The organism is Buttiauxella massiliensis, assembly GCF_902500225.1.
Taxonomy (GTDB): Bacteria; Pseudomonadota; Gammaproteobacteria; order Enterobacterales; family Enterobacteriaceae; genus Buttiauxella; species Buttiauxella massiliensis.
In genome coordinates this window covers 14301-38054 of record NZ_LR722649.1, presented here as the reverse complement: position 1 = coordinate 38054, position 23754 = coordinate 14301, and the positions used below count along the sequence as shown (strand labels likewise).

General features: G+C 49.0%; 22 protein-coding genes. 7 read left to right on the top strand and 15 right to left on the bottom strand.

Going from position 1 to position 23754, the window contains the following annotated elements; translation table 11 throughout:
- Window positions 1-87: 87 nt before the first annotated feature.
- The 5 genes from sspB to zapE form a co-directional block, all read right to left on the bottom strand.
- The gene (gene sspB, locus GC128_RS02475) at window positions 88-585 is read right to left on the bottom strand and encodes a ClpXP protease specificity-enhancing factor (RefSeq protein ID WP_151992961.1); all 498 of its coding nucleotides are present in this window, start codon (window positions 583-585) and stop codon (window positions 88-90) included.
- 3 nt (window positions 586-588) lie between these two features.
- Window positions 589-1230, bottom strand: coding sequence for a stringent starvation protein SspA (sspA, locus tag GC128_RS02470; RefSeq protein ID WP_034498882.1), 642 nt, complete (start codon window positions 1228-1230; stop codon window positions 589-591).
- A 320-nt stretch (window positions 1231-1550) separates the two neighbouring features.
- Window positions 1551-1943 (bottom strand): 30S ribosomal protein S9, encoded by a 393-nt coding sequence (gene rpsI / locus GC128_RS02465; RefSeq protein WP_034459799.1) that lies wholly within the window; start codon window positions 1941-1943, stop codon window positions 1551-1553.
- 14 nt (window positions 1944-1957) lie between these two features.
- Window positions 1958-2386: a 50S ribosomal protein L13 gene (gene rplM / locus GC128_RS02460; protein ID WP_064514126.1), complete on the bottom strand. Its 429-nt coding sequence runs from the start codon at window positions 2384-2386 to the stop codon at window positions 1958-1960.
- Window positions 2387-2634: 248 nt separating this feature from the next.
- Entirely contained in the window at window positions 2635-3753 is a 1119-nt protein-coding gene (zapE, locus tag GC128_RS02455) for a cell division protein ZapE (RefSeq protein ID WP_151992960.1), read from the bottom strand.
- A gap of 180 nt (window positions 3754-3933) precedes the next feature.
- Between zapE and zapG the strand changes: the two genes are divergently transcribed.
- The 3 genes from zapG (at window position 3934) to degS (ending at window position 7068) form a co-directional block, all read left to right on the top strand.
- A complete protein-coding gene (gene zapG, locus GC128_RS02450; protein ID WP_064514130.1) occupies window positions 3934-4335 on the top strand; it encodes a Z-ring associated protein ZapG in 402 nt (133 codons plus the stop codon).
- Window positions 4336-4543: 208 nt separating this feature from the next.
- Window positions 4544-5914: a serine endoprotease DegQ gene (gene degQ / locus GC128_RS02445; protein ID WP_151992959.1), complete on the top strand. Its 1371-nt coding sequence runs from the start codon at window positions 4544-4546 to the stop codon at window positions 5912-5914.
- A gap of 86 nt (window positions 5915-6000) precedes the next feature.
- Entirely contained in the window at window positions 6001-7068 is a 1068-nt protein-coding gene (gene degS, locus GC128_RS02440; RefSeq protein WP_064514134.1) for an outer membrane-stress sensor serine endopeptidase DegS, read from the top strand.
- 70 nt (window positions 7069-7138) lie between these two features.
- Here the strand turns inward: degS and mdh are convergent, their stop codons facing one another.
- The gene (gene mdh, locus GC128_RS02435; RefSeq protein WP_151992958.1) at window positions 7139-8077 is read right to left on the bottom strand and encodes a malate dehydrogenase; all 939 of its coding nucleotides are present in this window, start codon (window positions 8075-8077) and stop codon (window positions 7139-7141) included.
- Between the two features lie 434 nt (window positions 8078-8511).
- Here mdh and argR point away from each other — a divergent pair, with 434 nt between their 5' ends.
- The 3 genes from argR to yhcN (GC128_RS02420) all read left to right on the top strand — a co-directional run bounded on the left by argR (window position 8512) and on the right by yhcN (GC128_RS02420) (window position 10006).
- On the top strand, window positions 8512-8982 hold the full coding sequence (gene argR / locus GC128_RS02430) for a transcriptional regulator ArgR (protein WP_034459812.1): 471 nt from the start codon (window positions 8512-8514) through the stop codon (window positions 8980-8982).
- Window positions 8983-9368: 386 nt separating this feature from the next.
- Window positions 9369-9632 carry a peroxide/acid stress response protein YhcN gene (yhcN, locus tag GC128_RS02425; RefSeq protein WP_034459813.1) on the top strand — a complete coding sequence of 88 codons (264 nt, stop codon included), beginning with the start codon at window positions 9369-9371 and terminating at the stop codon, window positions 9630-9632.
- A gap of 107 nt (window positions 9633-9739) precedes the next feature.
- The gene (gene yhcN / locus GC128_RS02420) at window positions 9740-10006 is read left to right on the top strand and encodes a peroxide/acid stress response protein YhcN (RefSeq protein WP_064555458.1); all 267 of its coding nucleotides are present in this window, start codon (window positions 9740-9742) and stop codon (window positions 10004-10006) included.
- Window positions 10007-10073: 67 nt separating this feature from the next.
- Here the strand turns inward: yhcN (GC128_RS02420) and GC128_RS02415 are convergent, their stop codons facing one another.
- The 5 genes from GC128_RS02415 to aaeX form a co-directional block, all read right to left on the bottom strand.
- Window positions 10074-10346: a barstar family protein gene (locus GC128_RS02415; RefSeq protein WP_151992957.1), complete on the bottom strand. Its 273-nt coding sequence runs from the start codon at window positions 10344-10346 to the stop codon at window positions 10074-10076.
- 30 nt (window positions 10347-10376) lie between these two features.
- Complete coding sequence (locus tag GC128_RS02410; RefSeq protein WP_151992956.1) at window positions 10377-11831, bottom strand: NAD-dependent succinate-semialdehyde dehydrogenase; 1455 nt, start codon at window positions 11829-11831, stop codon at window positions 10377-10379.
- 199 nt (window positions 11832-12030) lie between these two features.
- Window positions 12031-13992 carry a p-hydroxybenzoic acid efflux pump subunit AaeB gene (gene aaeB, locus GC128_RS02405; protein ID WP_151992955.1) on the bottom strand — a complete coding sequence of 654 codons (1962 nt, stop codon included), beginning with the start codon at window positions 13990-13992 and terminating at the stop codon, window positions 12031-12033.
- Between the two features lie 12 nt (window positions 13993-14004).
- Window positions 14005-14937: a p-hydroxybenzoic acid efflux pump subunit AaeA gene (gene aaeA, locus GC128_RS02400; protein ID WP_151992954.1), complete on the bottom strand. Its 933-nt coding sequence runs from the start codon at window positions 14935-14937 to the stop codon at window positions 14005-14007.
- Between the two features lie 7 nt (window positions 14938-14944).
- Entirely contained in the window at window positions 14945-15148 is a 204-nt protein-coding gene (gene aaeX / locus GC128_RS02395) for a p-hydroxybenzoic acid efflux pump operon protein AaeX (protein ID WP_034498893.1), read from the bottom strand.
- 159 nt (window positions 15149-15307) lie between these two features.
- Between aaeX and aaeR the strand changes: the two genes are divergently transcribed.
- Window positions 15308-16249: an HTH-type transcriptional activator AaeR gene (gene aaeR, locus GC128_RS02390; protein ID WP_151992953.1), complete on the top strand. Its 942-nt coding sequence runs from the start codon at window positions 15308-15310 to the stop codon at window positions 16247-16249.
- Between the two features lie 64 nt (window positions 16250-16313).
- Here aaeR and tldD read toward each other — a convergent pair whose 3' ends face one another.
- The 4 genes from tldD to GC128_RS02370 form a co-directional block, all read right to left on the bottom strand.
- Entirely contained in the window at window positions 16314-17759 is a 1446-nt protein-coding gene (gene tldD / locus GC128_RS02385; RefSeq protein WP_151992952.1) for a metalloprotease TldD, read from the bottom strand.
- A gap of 74 nt (window positions 17760-17833) precedes the next feature.
- Window positions 17834-21634: an AsmA2 domain-containing protein YhdP gene (yhdP, locus tag GC128_RS02380; RefSeq protein WP_151992951.1), complete on the bottom strand. Its 3801-nt coding sequence runs from the start codon at window positions 21632-21634 to the stop codon at window positions 17834-17836.
- A 59-nt stretch (window positions 21635-21693) separates the two neighbouring features.
- Window positions 21694-23163: a ribonuclease G gene (gene rng, locus GC128_RS02375; RefSeq protein ID WP_151992950.1), complete on the bottom strand. Its 1470-nt coding sequence runs from the start codon at window positions 23161-23163 to the stop codon at window positions 21694-21696.
- Complete coding sequence (locus GC128_RS02370; protein WP_151992949.1) at window positions 23153-23746, bottom strand: Maf family protein; 594 nt, start codon at window positions 23744-23746, stop codon at window positions 23153-23155. Before GC128_RS02370 ends, rng begins: the two co-directional genes overlap by 11 nt.
- Window positions 23747-23754: the final 8 nt, after the last annotated feature.

The following is a 23754-nucleotide window of genomic DNA, read 5'->3' as shown; positions in this document are numbered from 1 at the left end:
ATGCAGTCTGTCGGCTTGTTTAAGACAATAAAAAGCCAGTCATAAGACTGGCTTCGATTTGCTCTTTGACGGGCATGATTTCGCGAGTTACTTCACTACGCGTAATGCCGGACGGCCACCACGTGGAGGGGGTTCGTCATCCGGACCATCGTCATCTTCATCATGATCGGGGCGTGAGCCATCGATCACCTGCATCACCATTTCTGAATCCGATGGTTGCTGCTCATTATCGTTATGACTTTCGCCATCTTCGTCATAGCTGGCTTCCGGCTCGAACATGGTGCCAGCACCATTTTCACGCGCGTAAATAGCCAGAACCGCAGCCATAGGAACAAACACCTGACGTGGCACACCACCGAAACGCGCATTAAAACGCACATCACTGTTGGCTAACTCCAGGTTTCCTACCGCACGCGGCGCGATATTGAGGACAATTTGCCCGTCACGTGCATATTCCATAGGCACATGCACGCCTGGCAATGTCACATCCACAACCAAGTGCGGTGTGAGCTGGTTATCCAGTAGCCACTCGTAAAAAGCACGAAGCAGATAAGGACGACGTGGTGACAATTGCGACATTTCCATCAATTAGCCCCGGGTCTGAAGACGCATTTCGCGCTCAGGTTCGGTCAAAGAAGCGAGGAATGAATCACGCTCAAACACGCGAGTCATATAACCTTTCATCTCTTTAGAACCCGCGCCTGTCAACTCAATACCCATCTGCGGCAAACGCCACAGCAACGGTGCCAGGTAGCAATCTACCAGGCTGAATTCATCACTCAGGAAGAACGGTTTCTGAGTAAATACAGGTGCGATGGCCAGCAGTTCTTCACGTAATTGCTTGCGTGCAGCATCAGCTTCTTGAGCAGAACCATTCATCACGATGTGCATCAGTGAATACCAGTCTTTCTGGATACGATGCATGTACAGGCGACTTTCACCACGAGCAACCGGATAAACCGGCATTAATGGTGGGTGCGGGAAACGCTCATCAAGATATTCCATGATGATGCGGGATTCCCACAGGGTAAGTTCGCGGTCAACCAGGGTCGGTACGCTGTGATTTGGGTTGAGGTCAATCAGATCCTGAGGCAGGTTATCCGTTTCCACATGCTCAATTTCAACGCTAACACCTTTTTCAGCCAGTACGATACGCACCTGGTGGCTATAGATGTCAGTAGGACCGGAAAACAGCGTCATCACCGAACGTTTGTTGGCAGCGACAGCCATGAAAACCTCCAAGTTTATCAGAAAATTACTGCTAATAGCCGCAAGCGGCAACTAACCTGACCGTTTGATACCCAACGACGCCGGAACACCACCAGTTGCCAGAAAACGAGGCGAAAACAAACTGATGCCGACATGAGGGCAGAAAATTGGTTGATAGTTTACCAGATTTTACGGGTTTTGTGGGGGACGGATCTGGATTTTGAATGAAAAGCTAGTGTTATCAAAAAGTTAGCAACACTAAATATAATTTTCAGGCATAAAAAAACCCGGTACAAGACCGGGTTTTTTCGCAAATTGTATTCTGCAAAAGCAGAGGACAATTAACGTTTGGAGAACTGAGGACGACGACGTGCTTTACGCAGACCGACTTTCTTACGTTCAACTTCACGAGCATCACGAGTAACGAAACCAGCTTTACGCAGTTCGCCACGCAGGGACTCGTCGTACTCCATCAGAGCGCGGGTGATACCGTGACGGATCGCACCAGCCTGACCAGAAGTACCACCACCTTTAACAGTGATGTACAGATCGAATTTCTCAACCATATCAACCAATTCCAGCGGCTGACGAACTACCATGCGGGCAGTTTCACGACCGAAGTACTGTTCCAGAGAACGTTGGTTGATGATGATTTTACCGCTGCCCGGTTTGATAAAAACGCGAGCTGCAGAACTTTTGCGGCGACCAGTGCCGTAGTATTGATTTTCAGCCATTGCCATAATCCCGATTAAATGTCCAGAACTTGCGGTTGCTGTGCCGCGTGGTTGTGCTCGGTGCCCGCGTAAACTTTCAGTTTACGGAACATAGCACGGCCCAGCGGGCCCTTTGGCAGCATGCCTTTAACCGCGATTTCAATCACACGCTCAGGATGGCGAGCAATCATCTCTTCAAAGGTCGCTTGTTTGATACCACCGACGTAGCCGGTGTGGCGGTAATACACTTTGTCAGTACGCTTGTTGCCGGTTACAGCAACTTTTTCTGCGTTCAGAACGATGATGTAATCACCAGTATCAACGTGCGGAGTGTATTCCGCTTTGTGCTTACCGCGCAGACGGCTAGCCAATTCAGTAGCCAGACGACCTAAGGTCTTACCGTCAGCGTCAACAACGAACCAGTCGCGCTGTACGGTTTCTGGTTTAGCTGTAAAAGTTTTCATTAAAAGCTTACCCAATATATAGTTACACGTAGGTGTTCACCCAAACGTTTAAAATCAGTTCAAGGTTCACACGACAAAGTCCGGCAAACCTACCCCTTCGAATAGCCAATGCCAGCACGACCAAGTTTTGGGAAAAAAACTTTGGTTGTAACGTGGGGTCGCAAGATTATAGGGAAGTCGCCCCTAAAGGTCGAACCTTTTTGTCGTTTTTGTCTCACTTTGTAGTTAGCCCCGGCCTCAATTGCGGTTTAAGGCATATGCGACAAACGCAAATACTCCTCACTTTGCATTTCCTGCAAGCGCGACAGGCAGCGCTGGAACTCAAAGCGCAATCTTTCTCCCTGATAAATCTCGAATAGAGAAACTTGCGCTGATACCACCAGCTTGACGTGACGTTCGTAAAACTCATCTACCAGTGCGATGAAGCGACGCGCTTCATTTTCATTACGCGTATTCATTATCGGTACATTAAACAACATTACGGTATGGAATAGACGCGAAAGTGCGATGTAGTCATGCTGACTGCGAGCATCGACACACAACGTATTGAAATCAACTGCAAGCATCTGATTGGCAAGACCTAAAGTGGCTAATGGACGATGATTAATTTCCAGCACTGGCTCCCCTTCCCGCACCGCACCGGCCAGAGCTGAGTAGAGTTTTTCCATTTGCCCTGCGGTTTCGTCGTTAAGTGGAGAAAGCCATAAATGGGCCTGGGTCAGTGTTCTCAAGCGGTAATCGATACCCGCATCAACGTTCATGATTTCACAGTGGCGCTTTATCGCGTCAATCGCAGGGATAAATCGCGGCCTCTGTAGACCGTTACGATACAGATCATCCGGCGGAATATTGGATGTAGCCACAAGCGTAATACCGCGAGCAAACAGCGCTTGCATTAGCGTGCCGAGCAACATCGCATCGGTGATATCCGACACGAAAAACTCATCAAAGCAAAGAATGTCCGTCTGGGATTTGAAGCGGTCTGCAATGACTTCCAGTGGATCTATTTGCCCCTGTAACTCAGCCAGTTCTTCATGTACGCGCAGCATGAATCGATGAAAGTGCAACCGCAGCTTGCGTTCGCCAGGTAAACTCTGAAAAAACATGTCCATTAACCAGGTTTTCCCTCGCCCCACGCCCCCCCACATATAGAGTCCACGGACAGGCTCCTGATTTGCCGAAACGCTACGTTTACTAAAGAGCTTGCCAAAGAAACTACCGCTTGCTGCCACAGCTGGCGTTTGACTGGTTAATGCCTTCCAAATGGCGTCCAGTCTGGCGACAGCCTCACGTTGCACATCATCCGGTTGATAGCTGCCCTGGGTCAGGGCTTGTTGGTAGCGCGATGCAGGGGAGAGATTTTGCATGGTATTATGGTATTCCCTTAAAAATCGGATTGCCGTTTACTTAATGCTCAAAAAAGGACGGTTGTCGAAAAAAAGGCCGTTCTACCCTAAGCGATGCTGCGTCAGGATTCCACTTCTCTTAGGTTAACGGTTATAGTGGCTACATTACCCTACGGAAACACAATACAACGGGAGAAGTTCATGACCTGGGAATATGCGCTAATTGGGTTAGTTGTTGGCATCATCGTTGGTGCAGTTGCTATGCGTTTCGGCAACCGCAAGCTGCGTCAGCAGCAAGCTATGCAGTACGAGATTGAGAAAAACAAAGCAGAACTTGAAGAGTATCGTGAAGAGTTAGTTAGCCATTTTGCACGTAGTGCCGAATTGCTCGATAACATGGCTGATGATTACCGCCAGCTTTATCAACACATGGCAAAAAGCTCCAGCAGCTTGTTGCCAGAAATGTCAGCAGAAGCGAATCCATTCCGTAACCGCCTCGCTGAGTCTGAAGCCAGCAACGATCAGGCACCGGTGCAAATGCCGCGTGACTATTCTGATGGCGCATCCGGTTTGCTGCGTACCGAACGCGCAAAACGCGACTAATCACAATTCTGTATTTTTTTCCTGGGGTACGGTTTTCGTACCCCAATCTCTCTCACGCACAGCTATCATTTACTAGTATCTCATCACTCTATAACAACATTGTTACCCGGTTGATATTTCAATAACATCAGAGTGTCACCCCCTGTAGCTTGTTAGATGACAGGTCGGTCGGGTTTTCCTTTTTCCAGGTTACGAGAGCAAGCCACCAATGAAGAAACAAACACTGTTGTTGAGTGCATTAGCGATAAGTGTCGGACTAACGTTCGGTATTGCATCGCAGGTAAATGCGGCGTTGCCAGCACAAGTTCCGGGCCAGGCAGCAATACCAAGCCTTGCACCAATGCTGGAAAAAGTATTACCCGCTGTAGTTAGCGTGCAGGTAGAAGGCACAGCTGCAGCACCGAGCCAGAAGGTCCCAGAAGAGTTTAAAAAGTTCTTTGGTGATGACATGCCACCATCGGAAGCTCAGCCATTTGAAGGTCTGGGCTCTGGCGTCATTATTAATGCAGAGAAAGGCTATGTGTTAACCAATAATCACGTCATCAACCACGCCGAGAAAATCAGCGTGCAGTTAAATGATGGGCGTGAGTTTGATGCCAAATTAATTGGCGGTGATGACCAAAGTGATATCGCACTGATTCAAATCCAGAATGCGAGTGGCCTGACGCAAATCGCCGTGGCTGATTCAGATAAGTTGCGCGTTGGTGATTTCGCGGTAGCCGTGGGTAACCCATTCGGCCTTGGGCAAACAGCCACATCAGGTATCGTTTCAGCACTGGGTCGTAGTGGCCTTAATCTTGAAGGATTGGAAAACTTTATCCAGACAGATGCTTCCATTAACCGTGGTAACTCCGGTGGCGCGTTGCTGAATTTGAACGGTGAGCTTATTGGCATTAATACCGCGATTCTCGCGCCAAGCGGCGGCAGTGTCGGTATCGGTTTTGCTATTCCAAGTAATATGGCGCAAACCCTGGCTAAACAACTGATGGAATTTGGTGAAATCAAACGCGGCTTGCTCGGTATTAAAGGTACTGAGATGAGTGCGGATATCGCTAAAGCCTTCAACCTCACAACTCAGCGTGGCGCGTTTATCAGCGAAGTCTTACCGCAATCAGGTTCAGCAAAAGCAGGCGTGAAAGCCGGTGATGTGATTACCAGTTTGAATGGTAAAGCCATCAGCAGTTTTGCTGAATTGCGAGCTAAAATCGCCACAACTGAACCTGGAACTGTAGTGAAACTGGGCTTGCTGCGCGATGGGAAACCATTGGAGGTGAGCGTGACTCTGGATAAAAGCACGGCATCATCAGCTAACGCAGAACTGATTATACCAGCCTTACAAGGCGCAACCCTGAGTGATGGCCAGCTAAAAAATGGTACCAAGGGCATTAAACTCGACAGCGTTGAAAAAGGTACGCCTGCGGCACAAGCCGGCTTACACAAAGATGATTTCATTATTGGCGTGAATCGCGAGCGGGTCTCAAGTATCGCGGAAATGCGTAAAGTTCTGGAAAGCAAACCAGACGTCATTGCATTACATGTGGCGCGTGGTGAAGAGAGCATATATCTGTTAGTTCGTTAATCTGCTCAGTAATCGGACATCTGTGTACGATGTCCGATTAACTCATGCTATTCTGCTTCCGGCTTATTATTAACTAATTCAAATCCATGTTTCTAAAGATATTACGCTCGGTGGTAATTGGCCTGATTGTGGCTGGATTGTTGTTGGTTGCATTACCAACACTGCGCCAGAAAATCGTCCCTTTAGCCCCCTCAAAGTTTGACAGTGCTGATGAAACACCGGTGAGCTACAACTCTGCGGTGCGACGCGCTGCGCCTGCTGTGGTGAACGTATACAACCGCAGCATCGGTAACAATTCGCAAAATCAGCTAGAAATTAAAACTCTCGGTTCAGGCGTCATCATGGACGAGCGTGGTTACATCATTACCAATAAACACGTCATTAATGATGCCGAGCAAATCATCGTTGCACTGCAAGATGGCCGTGTGTTTGAAGCGCTACTGGTTGGCTCCGACAGCCTTACCGATCTGGCTGTATTGAAGATCAATGCCACCAGCCTCCCCGTTATTCCTATCAACAATAAGCGGGTGCCGCATATTGGTGATGTCGTCATGGCGATTGGCAACCCGTATAACCTTGGGCAAACCATTACGCAGGGGATAATCAGCGCGACAGGTCGTATTGGCCTTAGCCCTTCAGGACGCCAATCATTCCTGCAAACTGACGCCTCAATTAACCACGGCAACTCCGGCGGCGCGCTAGTTAACTCGCTAGGTGAGTTAATGGGTATTAACACGTTGTCGTTTGATAAAAGTAATGATGGCGAAACACCGGAAGGTATCGGCTTTGCAATCCCGACTCAACTTTCCACCAAAATCATGGATAAGCTTATTCGCGATGGCCGCGTGATTCGTGGCTACATAGGTATTGGCGGGCGTGAGATAACACCATTGCATGGCCCGGCTACCGGCATTGATCAGATTCAGGGGATTATCGTTAACGAAGTTTCACCTGGCGGTCCTGCAGCGAAAGCAGGTCTTCTGGTTAACGACGTGATTATTTCAGTGAACAATAAACCAGCCATTTCAGCATTAGGCACTATGGACCAAGTGGCAGAAATTCGCCCAGGCTCAGTCATTCCGGTTGAAGTGATGCGCGATGATAAGAAGCTGACATTACAAGTGACGATTCAGGAATATCCAGCCACTAACTGATAAATGGTGAATCGCAGGCAATAAAAAACCGGAACTTAGTTCCGGTTTTTTTATCTCTGAAGCCTGGTGTTTACTTGTTAACGAACTCTTCACCAAGAGTAATATCTTTCTTCAGGGTATCCAGCATACCTTCCAGCGCCTGGTGCTCAAACGCACTCAGTTTGCCGTAAGATTTGATCTCTGCAATACCATTTTTACCCAGCAGCAGCGGCTGAGAGAAGAAACGAGCATGCTCGCCATTCCCTTCAACATACGCGCATTCCACCACATTGCTTTCGCCTTGCAGCGCGCGAACCAGAGACAGACCAAAACGTGCAGCAGCTTGACCCATTGACAGGGTTGCAGACCCGCCACCAGCCTTCGCTTCTACGACTTCAGTACCCGCATTCTGAATACGCTTAGTTAAATCAGCAACTTCCTGCTCAGTGAAGCTTACGCCTGGGATCTGAGACAGCAGTGGCAGAATAGTCACGCCAGAGTGTCCGCCAATAACCGGGACTTCGATCTCGGTCGGCAGTTTGCCTTTCAGCTCCGCAACAAAGGTGTTGGAGCGGATGATGTCCAGCGTAGTGACGCCAAATAATTTGTTTTTATCGTACACACCTGCTTTTTTCAGCACTTCCGCTGCAATAGCAACGGTGGTATTCACAGGGTTTGTGATAATACCGATACAGGCTTTAGGGCAAGTTTTAGCAATCTGTTGAACCAGATTCTTCACGATTCCCGCATTGACGTTAAACAGATCAGAACGGTCCATACCTGGTTTACGTGCTACACCGGCAGAGATAAGCACCACATCCGCACCAACCAGTGCAGGAGTTGCATCTTCACCACAGAAACCTTTGATTTTTACATCGGTCGGGATATGACTCAGATCGACTGCAACACCTGGGGTTACAGGTGCAATATCATACAGAGAGAGTTCTGAACCTGAAGGCAGTTGGGTCTTGAGTAGAAGGGCAAGCGCTTGGCCGATTCCGCCTGCTGCGCCGAGGACTGCAACTTTCATCCTAAACTCCTTATTATGGTTAGCAAATAGGTGCCGTAACTCCATGCGGTGGCGACCATAATCCAGAGAAGGGGTAATTACAATATTCCCGCTCAAGGTTTGCGAAGTTACGCAATCCTGAAACGTTACTGCTGCATTTACTCGCCGGGTGGAAATGACGCCTTAGCGCCCGGTCACAACCTGATGTTGTCACATCAACAGGCGGTTACATTACCCCTCCCTACGCAGCAAAACAACATCATTTTGATAACATTTAATTTACCTAACATCTTATTTTCGAGTCGTGACGAAGGCATGTTTCTCGATAACAAAATTTGATAAAATCAGCCCCTTTCATAACATTATTTCAAGCTTACACCCAGCCATTGATTTGCATAAAAATTCATTTAAATGCATAATAATGTTATCTTTGCTGACCTGAATATGGGTGACCTATGCGTATTTCCTCAAAACAAGAAGAATTAGTCAAAGCATTCAAAGCATTATTGAAAGAAGAGAAATTTAGTTCTCAAGGCGAGATCGTCCATGCCTTGCAAAATGAAGGTTTCGAAAACATTAACCAGTCCAAAGTATCCCGCATGCTGACCAAGTTTGGCGCGGTGCGTACTCGCAATGCAAAAATGGAAATGGTGTATTGTTTGCCTGCTGAATTGGGCGTGCCGACCACATCCAGTCCGTTAAAAAATCTGGTACTGGATATTGATTACAACGATGCCGTTGTCGTTATCCACACCAGCCCGGGTGCTGCACAGTTGATTGCACGCCTACTGGATTCTTTAGGTAAAGCTGAAGGGATCCTGGGCACGATTGCCGGAGACGACACTATCTTTACTACGCCTGCCAAAGACTTCACGGTTAAAGAGCTTTATGAAGCGATTCTGGTGCTCTTCGAACAAGAACTTTAAGTCTTAAAACGGCTGTTCCCGCTGTTATTGAATGGCGGGAACAACGTGCTAGTAACATTCTTCTACTTCCTTATGCCTGCCTGCAAATCTCATTTTTCACATCTCCTCCTGCTTTAAAAACCGAATCCATCAGCAAGTTATGTGATGAACCGCACAAAAAGTCAAAGTCTGATATCTCATTGTTTTTACTTATATTTAACATAAACAAAGCAATAAAAGATCATTTTTAATAACTTTACGTAATAAAGAAAACCTCTATTATTGTAAAGTTTCATAGAGAATAATTAGCGTGGTATTAATTTTCCACGTTATTAGTGTATACTTGATTTTGTGATGAGGGTCACGGAATGAGGACCCAAATAAAAGAATACGACGAGGTAAAAATTATGAACATGAAATCAACAGTAGTAGCCGCTAGCCTGCTTTCAATGCTGTCATTTGGTGCTTTCGCAGCCACATCTGTTAACGCAGAACAGGCACAGAATCTTCAGCCGATGGGCACAGTTTCTGTAAGCCAGATAGGTAGTGCACCAATGGATATGCACCAAATGCTGAATGAAAAAGCTGAAGCGAAAGGTGCATCATCTTATCGCATCGTTGAAGCACGTTCTGGTGATGCATGGCACGCCACCGCTGAGCTGTATAAATAAGCCTAACGGGTATAAGTAACACCGATTAATCAAAACGACGGCCCCAAGAACAATAAAAGCAGTTAAGCCCTTCCGGTCGTTGAGAACATAATTCAGGAGTAGACATCATGAAAACCAAATTAACCATCGCAGCACTGAGCCTTTTCTCTGTTATCTCTTTCGGCGCTAACGCAGCCGCGCATCAGGTAAACAGCGAACAAGCACAAAACATGCAGTCTATGGGTAGCATTTCTGTCAGTCAGACTGGCAGTGCGCCAATGGATATGCGTCAAGAATTATCACAGAAAGCGACTAAAGAAGGTGCATCGGCTTATCGCATAACCGAAGCACGTACTGGCGATACCTGGCACGCCACCGCTGAACTGTATAAATAAACCCTCGTCGTCAAATTCTGACGACTTTGCCCCCGCTCGCGGGGGCTTTTTTATATCTAAAATAGCGTTAGCCGCGCACGTTAAAGCGCAACTGCCCTTCCAGCTCTTCCTCTGCTTCGTCAAAAAGCAAAATCAAAGCCCCGTAACGCCGCCTTTGCATTTCTGGTAAATGAACAAACTCGATTTCCGCCGGGAGCGGTAAAGTGCCCCCGACGACCACATCCCATAAACTATCGAGATCGTGAATCTGTTTTTTCTCGAGTTGAAATGCCTGGATAAAGTGACGATAGAATCCAGGCTGGTCATCTATCTGACTAAAATCAAAGGTGTATTTTTTCATTGCTTGCCACCTTAACCAGAACGAATCGTTCTACAACCCACCAATATGCAAGGTTTTGACTTCCAGAAACTCATCCAGACCCAATACCGAACCCTCACGGCCAAGACCTGACTCTTTCACGCCGCCAAATGGTCCCAGCTCAGTCGAAACTGCGCATTCGTTAATACCTATCATCCCGCTTTCAAGCGCCTGAGAGACACGGAATACGCGCGACAGATTCTGAGTATAGAAGTAGGCTGCCAAACCAAATGGCGTATTGTTCGCCCGCTCAATGACTTCCTCTTCCGTTTTGAATCGGAAACAGGCGGCCACCGGGCCAAAAGTTTCTTCCTGTGCCAGTTTCATGTCTTCATTAGCGTCGACAATCACCGTGGGTTGCCAGAAGTTGCCACCCAGCTCATGATTTTTGCCACCCACCAGTACTTTGCCACCCTTCGCTTGCGCATCTTCCACGTGTTCACGGACCTTATCGACTGCGGATTTCTCAATTAATGGCCCGACGACGACGCCCTCTTCCAGGCCATTCCCAACTTTCAGGGCTTTAACCGCCTCCGCCAGCTTGGCGACGAACTGGTCGTAAACCTTTTCCTGAATGAAGAAACGGTTAACGCTGACACACACCTGACCTGCGTTGCGGAATTTGTTGGCAATCGCACCTTTCACGGCTTCATCGATATCAGCATCATCAAAGACGATATACGGCGCGTTACCGCCTAATTCCATGGAGACTTTTTTCATGGTTTCAGCGGCATTGCGCACCAGAGTTTTGCCAACGGCGGTGGAACCGGTGAATGAAATTTTCCGGACTTCGTGGCTCGCCATAATCGCGTCGCTGATTTCTTGCGTATTACCGGCAACAGCATTTAGCACGCCATCAGGCACGCCTGCTTTTTTCGCCAGAGCCAGTAAAGCAAATGCCGATAGCGGCGTGTTATTAGCAGGCTTGATAACACCGGTACAGCCCGCAGCAAGCGCCGGGCCAAGTTTGCGGGTCAGCATTGCCATCGGGAAATTCCACGGCGTAATGGCGGCTACAACGCCAATCGGCTCACGGGTTGCCAGGATGCGTGAACCTGGTTTGATAGCAGGAATAATTTCACCATTTGCCCGTTTAGCCTGCTCCGCAAACCACTGAATAAAACTCGCGGCGTACTCGACTTCCCCTTCAGCCTCTTTCAACGGTTTGCCTTGTTCGGTAGTCATCAAGCGACCGAGCCAGCTTTTGTTCTCAATAATCAACTGGAACCAGCGGTAGAGAATGGTGGAGCGTTCTTTGGCAGTTTTTGCACGCCATGCGGGAAAGGCTTTAGCGGCAGCGGCGATAGCTTCTTCAGCCTCTTTTTTACCAGCCTTTGCGACTTTGGCGACAACCTCGCCCGTTGCGGGGTTAAGAACATCGAAAGTTTCACTCAGCTTGCGCCATTCACCATTTACGAGATAGCCAGTGTTGAATAATTCACTGTCCTGGAGTGCCTGATTTGTCATAGTTTTCTCCTGTTATGAATTGGGCATCTGATATACCCAAAATAATTCGAGTTGCAGGCAGGCGGCAAGCGAGTGAATCCCGATGAGCTTACTCTGGTAAGTGATTCGGGTGAGCAAACGCAGCCAACGCATCTGCAAGTTGAAGTATGACGGGTATAAGTATAGATACAAAAAAGCCGACGCATTGCGTCGGCTCGGGTCAGGCGGCGATGAATGCGTGCTGGTATTTATGCAGCACATGCGCCAGGCGTTTCACCGGTTCGGTAACCTGTATCGGTGCCTCCCAGACCCGCAATTTCTCCTGGTAGATATCTAATTCTTCCAGCAGTTGTTGGAAGTAACGCCGCCTTTTGTCGTCGCTGGATGCTGAAATCACGCGATCTGCCGTTTTGCGTAGTTGGCGATGGAAAGCAGAAAGATCGTCATTCACCGGAATCGGCGCATCGCGCAATCTCTGGTGAGCAATAATCAAGATCAGCGCTAAACGGTAGCGGTCGATATCCCCCGGAAAGGTATTAAGCAGCAAGAAAAGTTGCTGATACAGTGCAGGAAGATGGTTCTCTTTACGGCGATTTTTATTGGTAGTGAGTGCTGAAACCGCAGCCGAGACAAACTGGTTCAACAATGTACGACCGGTGCGTTCTTTCGAGTTATCGCGAATCAGCAATATCACCATCAATGCCAGGAAACAGCCCACGATTTGCCCCAACGCGCCGTCCAGGAAAGTGTTGAGGTGGAACGTCATCGGGTTATCAAGAACAATGATGTTGATTGTCCCAGCCAATGCGCCCATCGAGCCCAGACGTCGTTTCTGTACTTCAATCCCGATAAAGAAACCAAGCAAACCGAGGCTAATACACAGCAGTAGAATACTTTGTTGCGTAGAAGGAATAACAACCAGGAAGTAGAAAGCGCCTAGCGGTAATGCCGCCAGCATCCCATATAAGAAGTCGAGAGCCACCATACGCGGATTGGGTAAGCGCATCGCCAGTGATGTCACGACGGCAATCATAACCATAGCGCCGCTTCCTGATGTCCAGCCTGTCCACAGCCAGAACAAGCTACCAAGCAGGCAAGAAACGGTTGTGCGCCAAAAGTTGATCATTGCGTGATGGCCTTCGGCAGACTGCACTTTGACCACCACTTCCTGGTTCAATACTTCCTCTTCCACTACGCTTATACGCGTGTTGCTGGCCACACCGCGTTTGAGCAAAAGGTAGCGGGTGATTGCGCCAGTCCAACTGCTGATAGTAACGGGAGTATTTTTCTCACCGGCGTAGGAAATGAATTTGCGGATAACCTTCATCTGCTTATGGACATCAGCAGCGGTTTCCACGGGCGCCTCAAACAGCGTACGGAACTCTGGTGTGACGAATTCCGGCCGCGTGTTTTGAATCAGATAGGTTTCGCAAGCCTGCGTGATGAGCGTGAGCGAAATTGTATTGATTGCCTTCAGACGGCGGTTCGCCCGGCCCCAACGAGAAGATTCAATATTGAGATTGGTACGCATCCCTTCGAGAGCTGTGGTGCGGCGAACAAGCCCTGCCCACGCTTTATCAACCACCTCTTTATCCCCGTGAGCAATACACAGCTGCATCAGCCGATATTGGTCCACCAGCAAATTATCTAACTCGCGATCAATCTCTTGTTTGATGGAGCGTGGGGAAAAGAGCAAGTCAGCAAGAATCGCGCAAACAATACCAATCACGATTTCACTACACCGCTCGACCGCAAACTGCGGGGTCAAAAGCGGATGAGCCTGAATGGTGACGATAATAATCAGCGCTGTGTAACCAGAAAGCCCCCATGCGTAGGAGTTTTCAATTTTAACCAGTGAAGAAATCCAGGTACAAAAACCAGCCCAGATACAACATACCAGCAGCATCACTACCGGTGCACGAATCAGTAAGGTGATAATAAACAGAGCAGCAAAACAACCGATAAAGGTGCCGACAATACGTAGCATCCCGCGGTAGCGAATTGCGCCGGAATAGGGTTCACCGCCTGCGGCAAACGCCGGGCCTGCCGCAACGATAGCTGCTGTCAGCACCGCCCAGCGCGGGGTTTCAAGCTGGAAATGGAACCCGACAAACATTGCCAATACGATGGCAAAGGCCAGCTTGATGGCAAAGCGCAGATGTAACCGCGAGATAAAATACATATCAACCTATGCTTAGCCGAACTCACGCAGACGATGCATGAATTTGATGAATACCGAGTCGTGGTCGGTATCGCGGTCTTTATCTCCAGTCACTACGACCGTTGCCGTTGTCCCAGCGGGATAAAGGTTAGCTTCTTGCTCATCAAGATGGATTCGCACCGGCACACGTTGCGCCAGACGCACCCATTCCAGGTTGGAATCAACTGTCGCCATCCCTTTAGTGTCTCGCGTACTGCTGGCGTTGGTTACCCCGGCAGAAATGCTGTCTACGGTTCCGCGCAATACGCGATTACTACCAAGTGGCGTGATTTGCACACGGTAACCCGGGCGAATGCCATCCAGTTTGGTTTCTTCCATATAGGCCAGAATGTAGAAAGTACCGCGTTTAACAAGTGCAACTGCCGTGGAACCACGGGTAATAAATTCACCGGTATAAACATTAAGGTTTGTTACCCAACCTTCGGCTGGCGCACGAATAATAGTGCGTTGCATATCCAACTGAGCCAAATCACGGGTCGCTTCAGCTTTCGCTAACTGATGCAAAACGGTCTGGAGCACGTTGTTCGATTGTTCAATCTCCTCACGCGACATCGCCTGAGTCCCTAATGAATTACGACGCCCTGCTTCACGGCGTTTTTCCCCGGCCAGAGCCTGGTAGTAAGCAACATCGGCCTGTGCTTGCTCGAGCGCTTTCTGATAACGCGGCTGGTCGATGGTGAAGAGAATCTGATCCTTCTTCACCAGCTGATTGTCACGAACCTTCACATCGGTGATTAAACCCGATACATCTGGCGCAATGGCGACAACATCTGCGGTAAAACGAGCGTCACGCGTCCACGGGGATTCGGTATAGAACACCCATGCACGGAAGATAGCGATGAAAGCCAGCAGTACCAGAATCAGTGTGATGGCAGTACGGGTTATTTTTCTTGTTAGTGCTTTCACATCAACCTCAAACAAACAGGCGCGAGATCAGATAAAACAGACAGCAATAAAGCGCTGTATTAAATAATGCCGGGTGCCAGACAAAATCATAAATTCCCGTCGGAGTCAGCAGACGGCGAACCAACCAGAACAACGCCAGCGATAGAATTAGCTCGAAGAATATCGGCGGAAAAGAAAGACCGAATATCACGATAACGGGAAATAGACTCATGTTAACCTTGCAGAAAATACAGAAGACACAAACCCTGGTTCAGCCAGAAACGCTGAGCTAACGAGTGGTACAGGTTGTGCTGAGAATAATATATTACCGTAATTGTTAGCCGGTTATCTATAATATGTGATCTAAATCACTTTTAAGCCAGAGTGAACAATGGAAAGACTTAAACGCATGTCAGTTTTTGCAAAAGTTGTCGAACTCGGTTCTTTTACCGCCGCCGCCAGACAGCTGGAAATGAGCGTATCGTCTATAAGCCAAACCGTTTCCAAATTAGAAGACGAGTTACAGGTCAAGCTGCTAAACCGCAGTACTCGCAGCATTGGGCTCACTGAAGCCGGTAAAATTTACTATCTGGGCTGCCGCAAAATGCTGCACGAAGCGAAAGAGGTGCATGAGCAACTTTACGCTTTTAACAACACGCCTATTGGCACACTGCGAATAGGTAGTTCTTCAACTATGGCACAAAATGTCCTCGCGTCCATGACGGCTGACATGCTCAAAGAATACCCGGAGTTGACGGTAAATCTGGTGACAGGCATCCCGGCCCCGGACTTAATTGCCGATGGTCTGGACGTGGTGATTCGTGTTGGCGCTTTGCAGGATTCAAGCCTCTTCTCAACACGCCTCGGCTCGATGCCGATGGTGATTTGCGCCGCGAAAAGTTACCTGCAACAAAACGGCACGCCAGAAAAACCCGCCGATCTTGCCAGCCATTCCTGGCTTGAATACAGCATTCGCCCGCACAATGAATTTGAGTTGATCGCCCCGGAAGGCCTCACCACGCGCATGATCCCGCAAGGTCGTTTCGTCACAAATGATCCTATGACCTTAAGCCGCTGGCTAAAAGTCGGCGCCGGGATCGCCTATGTTCCACTGATGTGGGTGATCGATGAGATCAATGACGGAACGCTTGAGATCTTATTGCCGAGCTATCAATCCGATCCGCGTCCGGTGTACGCACTGTATACCGAAAAGGACAAATTGCCTTTGAAAGTGCAGGTTTGTATAAACTACCTGACCGAATATTTCGTGAAGGTTTCGCATCTTTTTCAAGGAGTTCGCGAGAACAAAAGACGTGTAAAAGATATCAAATAAATGGCGAGAAATTGAAACAAAACAGCCGGGATTTACCCGGCTGTTGGACTGTAGGAATGAGCTGTTAAGCTGTGCCGCCAACGGTCAGATTGTCGACTTTAAGCGTTGGCTGGCCAACTCCGACTGGCAGACTCTGCCCTTCTTTTCCACAAACGCCGACGCCGTTATCCAGCGCCAGGTCATTACCGACCATGGAAACTTGCTGCATGGCTTCGATACCGGAACCAATTAACGTTGCGCCTTTTACCGGCTTAGTCACTTTTCCATTTTCGATGAGATAGGCTTCGGAAGTTGAGAACACAAACTTACCAGAAGTGATATCTACCTGACCGCCACCAAAGTTAGGAGCATAGATACCATACTCAACGGATTCGATGATCTCTTGCGGAGTAGACTTACCGGCCAGCATATAAGTATTGGTCATGCGCGGCATTGGCAGGTGCGCATAAGATTCGCGACGGCCATTACCTGTTGGCGCAACACCCATCAAGCGAGCATTAAGCTTATCCTGCATGTAGCCTTTCAGGATGCCGTTTTCGATAAGCACATTGTACTGACCCGGCACACCTTCATCGTCAATGGCCACCGAGCCACGGCGGTTTGCCATGGTGCCATCATCGACAATTGTACAAAGTTCGGAAGCAACTAACTGGCCCATTTGACCGCTAAATACCGAAGTACCACGACGGTTAAAATCACCTTCCAGACCGTGACCGACTGCTTCATGCAGCAGCACGCCCGGCCAACCTGCACCCAGCACCACCGGGAACGTACCGGCAGGAGCAGCAACGGCAGAAAGAGTCACCAGCGCCATACGCACGGCTTCTTTAGCCCAGGCATCTGCACGAACTTCGCTATCAATTGTTTCGAGGAAATAGTCATAACCGAAACGACCGCCACCACCGCTTGAACCGCGCTCGCGTTTGCCGTTGTCTTCAACCTGAACGCTGACAGAAAGACGAACCAATGGGCGAACATCTGCCGCCAGAGTGCCGTCAGTTGCCGCCACGAGAATCAATTCATAAACGCCAGTCAGGCTGGCAGTCACTTCCTGAACACGCTTGTCTGCCGCACGAGCAACGCTATCTACACGCTTCAGGATGTCGAGTTTCTCTTCACGGGTCATGCTTTGTAGCGGGTCAGCACTGGTATAAAGCGCGCTATGTTGCACAGCACCTAACGTCTGTACACGGCCATTTCCTTTATCCTGCACGATGCTTCGTGCCGCATGAGCACTTTGTTCTAGTGCCAGTAAGCTGACCTGGTCGGCATAAGCAAAACCGGTTTTCTCACCGCTGACCGCACGCACGCCAACACCCTGATCGATGTTGTAAGAACCATCTTTAATGATGCGGTCTTCCAGCACCCAGGATTCGTGATAACTGGACTGGAAATAAAGATCACCATAGTCGAGTCGGCGCTCAGACAATTGCCCCAAAATGGAAAACAGATCTTGATGGGTTAAGCCATTCGCAGACAGCAACTGCTCACTTACCAGGTTCAGACTCATCGTTTCGCTACTCTTAATTGTCTATCGATTGGAGATATCTATTGAGCTTGAGGTAATTCAAGACTCCCGTCAAATCACTTAGCGTCGTTAACTCTCGGCTGACGAAGCACTTCGTTGATTTGTGGTTGGTCGACCGGACCAGTGATGTGGTAGCGCAACACGGAGATTTTGCTCCACAAAGGCCCTAACACTTTGCTGGCCGCAAACACAGCGGCACCAATAATTGGGTTAACCACAAAGGCTGTTGCCACCCCGACAGTCGCGGAAATTTCAGGTGCTATAACTGCTTCAACATCGACGCGGCGTCTAACCAAATCGACAGAACCTTTCAAGCCGATGTCGGCTTCCAGGCCATCCACCAGCGTATCGTCGCTATGCAGCACGCCATCTTTGATCCAGGCCGTACTGCGAATGGAGTCAAAATAGAAACCATCACCGAAGGTATCGCTGAAATCGAAACGCAGCTTACGCATTAGCGCGTCAACACTCACCAACCGCAGCAATTGCCCGGCGTGTCCTGTGCCCAGATCCGCAATCTGACCTTTACCCAATTTGGTATGCAGGATTCCGTTAAGTGAAGCAAAGTCTGGCTGCCAGGGTTTATCACGCCAGTGCAAATCATAATCCGCATCAAATGATGAACCCTGAATTGGCGTTTTAACCCCAAAGAAATTGGTTGCGGCATCAAGCTTACTACCATGAAGTTTACCTTTTATGGAGGTACGCTCTTCTGCTGGGCTGTTAACCCATTGACCACTGCCGGTTAGTCTTGCAAACCCTGAATCGACTAAGCCATTTTCTAATTCCAGTGTGTTCCCTTTAACAGCGAGATCACCTTCAATACGGCCATATTTTTGCCCCCACAGCCAACATTCGGCACAACGCAGTTGCAGATCAGGCCAGTTGCGGAAATCAATTGAAGTATTGTCTCCCAGTGGAGAAGCGCTGGTCGTTTTGGCAGTGCTATTACCCCAATCAGGGTTGAAATAGAGGTATTTGATTGCTGCACGCCACGGCGCATTATCTTGCATCGTCAACGAGCCATTCACTTCACGACCCTGTGCTTCAACACGCGTACCGCCAGGTATCGCGTGGGAAACGAGACTCAGGTTATTCCACTGCTGCCCAGCGAAAGTCAGCGAAGGCGTGCGTAACGTAATATCTGATGGGAATGATGCAGAGTTACCAACACTTTCCGCCGCCCCTTGGCTAAAGAGCGCTAACCATTGCGCACCGTCCATCGCAGGGAGATCAAGCTCAACACCCGGATTGTCAGGTAACGGTGGAATTGTGTGGCTGTTCGTTGCCCAAATAGCGCGATCCAGCGTCAGTTTCTTATTCAGTAGCCAGCGGCTGGAGAAGTGATTTGTCGGTCCGGCATTACCTGTCAAATTAAAGCTATTCAGGTCGCCTTTCACTGCGATTTTCAATGGCAGTGAAAGGCCCGCTGATTTATTCACTGGGGCAGGTAAGTGGCTACTCACATTTTTCAGATCTGCATCCACATTGACCTGATAATTTGCCTCTCCGCGATAAGGAAGCGTAATCGCCACATCACCTTTCCATGGGACGTTACCGCTCAACTCTTTATTAACAGGCTCAGGCAAAACACCCATTTTTGTTGGCTGCCAGTCGCCCAGTAAATTGACGCCAATCTTGTAATCTTTCTCACCAGTTTTGGTATTAAAATCAATACCGACGGGTTGGTTAAACCAGGTGGCTTTTAATGGTTCGCTTTTCAAATCGCCGTTCACAAAACTGAATTTACCCGTCAGGTTGTTCAGAGTGCTGGAGAGCGGTTTTATCAGCAGCGTATTGTTGTGAAGCTGGACGTCACCTGAAGCGGTGGTCATATCGCCATTGAATGGGATATCCAGATGTAAGCGAGCATTCACATCCCCACCTATCTGGAGTTCATCAAGAGCAGCAGACAGCGAATCTTTTAGAGGTGTTTCTTTGAAATACGGACCAACTGCACTTCCAGGGCCGCTGATATCAGAATCAATCAACAGTTTTTCTTTCGAGTAATCCGGGATAATCGCCGTGAGGTTGCGCCCAGTAACCCCCCCGAGTTTCACCTCATCAGACTTCATCCATAAACCGTCATTGATGAAATCAAGCGTGATATTCAGGTTCTCTAATGCCGGCCAGCCAGGCTGGAAAGCAAATTTAGCATTGCGTAGCGGAACGTAGACCTCAAACTGCCCTTCGTTATGCAGATACGGGAAGAGATGAGGATTACCGCCGTAGACCAGCGTCGCGTTTTCAGCTTCACCGCCCTGAATAGCGCCACTGAGGTAATCAACCAGTTCTTTGCCCATCAGATTTTCAGGGAAATAACGCCAGGCATCAGCACCGTTGTTAGTACTGATTCCGGCTAAAATGCCTAACCATGGGTCACCACCCTCAGGCTGGTAATAACGGAAATCGCCTGCCGCCCATACCGAGCGAGCTTTTACATCAAGATTTTTGCCATCAAGCTGGAAACCAGAAGCATTTTTCCGCCACTCAAGCGTTGCGGCGCCATGTTCAATCTCCAGCGGCGCGCGGAATACACCTTCATAAGGCATTTTAGCATCGAGGATCTGTGCATTAAGCTGCCCGTGGGCAACGCTACCGGTAATTGAACCTGCGAAGTGTTCGACACCGGGAAGCATTTTCCATTGATTCCAACTCACATCTTTCCAGCGCCCTTGCATACGGGTGTTTTCCGTTTGCTGGAGCGGGATATCCAGTGCCAGCACATCAATGTGCCCGCGAGGTTGCAAGGAGGTCCAAATATCGCCTATATCAGGTGAGATTTTCTCGGCAATCGGCAGTAAACCAGTGAAGCTTTCCAGTTCCATATTTGTGGCGCGTACCCGCAATTCGTCACCACGAGTATTCCCTTTCCCCCCCACATCCTGCGGAGCAATCCACGCTAACGATAGCGAACCTTTTGGCCAGGTTTTACCATCAAGGGTGATATTGGTTGAGGGAATAGCAAGATTCCAGCCTGCTTCTGAACGTTCGACATGGGCCATCAAATTATCTACTGATAACTGGTGTGCAGCGCTTTTCCCCGCCCAGCTTGCACCGCCTTGCTTCAGCCAGATATTACCACCAGCAATATCGCCCTCTTTGACATCCATCCATGCTTCGAGGGTGAATTTGGCAGTCTGTAAATTAACATTGTCCTTCATCCAGCTGCCGAGCCACGGTTTTACGTCAACGTTATCAGCCTGTAGCCAGACTTTGCCGATATTCAGTAGGCCATTTTCATCCCGTAAATCCATCCGTACTTTTGCCAGACCGTGCTGTCCGGTAAAGCTCGACAGACTGACCAGTCCTTCAGCACGGTGACGGTTTTTGGTGTTAAGCCAGGTAAGTTGTGGGATCGTGAGTTCGGCACGTTGGCCAGATAGAGTCAGGAAACTAAGGGAGCTGTCGCGCAGATCAAAGTGATCGAACTGGCGTAAAAAGAGATCGCTGATTTTACCCGGCTCAAACTTACCGTCCCCCTGATTCTGGCTCAGTGGGGTATTGGTGCGCATCTGTAACTGGTAAAAAGTGAGGTCGCGGAATTGCCAGCGCGCATGCAAAATACTTTGCCAAAGGTCGAGCGCCAGCGTCACGCGCTTAACGCTCAACTCACCGCCGTCTTTCAGACCAGCTTTAACATCGCGCACATCCAGAGTAGGGCCAAAGTTTTCCCAACTTGCCTTTATCTGGCTGGCATCGACAGGCGTGCCAGTCATCGCTTCAATTTTATCTAACAAAGCCGGGCGCCAGGCATCGAGATGCGGCAAAACCAGCCGCAAACCACTCACCAGCAGTGCGACGATAACGATAAGCGTTGCGCCAGTGAGTAGCAGAATGCCGGGCAGTCGCCTCACGTATATCTCCTTGTTAGCCGCCGGAGCGGAACTCGAACCTGCGCCAACCGCACAGAGAGCTACATCATAACGACGTCAAACTGCTCCTGATTATAGAGCGGCTCGATCTGTACTTTGACTTGCTTGCCGACGAAAATTTCAACTTCGGCCAGTGAATGGGACTCTTCACTTTTCAGTGCTTCCCCCACAGCAGGTGAGGCATAAACCAGGAAGCGGTCAGAATCGTAAGCATGATGCACGCGGACAATTTCACGCATAATTTCATAACAGACCGTTTCAACCGTTTTCACGGTACCGCGGCCGTGGCAAGTTGGACAATCGTTGCACAGCACATGTTCAACGCTTTCGCGCGTGCGTTTACGTGTCATTTCAACCAGGCCAAGCTGCGAGAAACCATTGATACTGGTTTTTACCCGGTCTTTGCTTAACGCTTGTTCAAGAGAATGCAACACACGACGACGATGATCTTCATTACTCATATCAATGAAATCAATAATGATAATGCCGCCCAGGTTACGCAAACGTAACTGACGGGCAATCGCCTGAGTCGCTTCAATATTAGTATTGAAAATAGTATCGTCGAGATTGCGATGACCAACAAATGCACCCGTGTTGATATCCACGGTAGTCATCGCTTCAGTCTGATCGATGACCAAATAGCCACCCGACTTCAGTTCAACTTTTCGTTCCAGCGCCCGCTGAATTTCATTTTCAACATCGAAAAGGTCAAAAATTGGCTGGCGACCGCTGTAGTGTTCGATCTTGTTGTGTATTTCCGGCATGTATTCTGCGGTGAACTCCAGCAGCATGTCGAAAGTCAGGCGTGAGTCGACACGAATTCGATCGAGTGCCTCATCAGCAAAATCACGCAATACACGTTGTGCCAGCGCCAGTTCACCGTAAAGCTGACAACGAGTTTTGTTACGCTTTTTGCGTTCGCTGACTTTTGTCCAGACACGCTTTAGGTAAGCTGCATCTGCGGCCAAATCATCTTCACATACACCTTCTGCCGCAGTACGGATGATGAATCCGCCTTGCTCGTCGCAATATGCGTTAACCACGCGTTTAAGGCGTTCACGCTCAGCTTCACTTTCAATGCGTTGCGAAACACCCACATGCGAGGCTCCTGGCATAAAGACCAGGTAACGAGACGGCAGTGTGATATCAGTAGTCAGGCGCGCACCTTTAGTACCCAGCGGATCTTTCACCACTTGAACCATCAGGTCTTGCCCCTGGCGCACCAGTTCGGAGATATCGCGTACTGTGAAGTTTTTTCGCTCTTCACCAGCCACACATTCGGTATGTGGCATGATGTCAGAAGCGTGAAGAAACGCTGCCTTATCAAGGCCAATATCTACAAATGCCGCCTGCATTCCCGGAAGTACCCGGCTTACACGACCTTTGTAGATATTCCCTACGATCCCGCGACGTGCTTCGCGTTCAATATGGATCTCTTGCAGTATTCCACCATCAATGTAAGCCACCCGAGTTTCCGATGGGGTCACGTTGACTAATAATTCAGCCGTCATGTTTTCCTCGTCCATCACGCAAAGCGTGAAAATTACTCAGCAATTCATAGGTTTCAACTAGCGGTAAACCGACTACAGCATGGTAGCTGCCATTAATCTTCCTGACAAAACAACCACCAAGCCCTTGAATACCGTATGCACCTGCTTTATCCATGGGTTCACCGCAGGCCACGTAGCCGGCGATATCCTGTTCTGATAATGCGCGAAATGTCACTTCAGTCGTCACTAGGCAATCCAGTAACGATTCGCGATCGGCTAACGCAACTGCCGTCATCACTTGATGCTGATTCCCGGACAACATGCGCAGCATCTGCGCAGCATGTTGTTCATCTTTAGGTTTTTCCAACACGTTGCCATTGTAGATAACAATAGTATCTGCACCTAAAACCGGTAAGTCATGTTGCGCTAATGCAACACCTGCTCGCGCTTTATCTCGCGCCAGGCGCACAACATATTGTTGCGCACTCTCGCCGCTAAAACGCTGTTCTTCTACATCGGTAATAATGCGCTCAAATGACACACCCAACTGAGTCAGAAGCTCCTGACGACGTGGAGAACCCGATGCCAGATACAAAGATGTCATGTTAAATC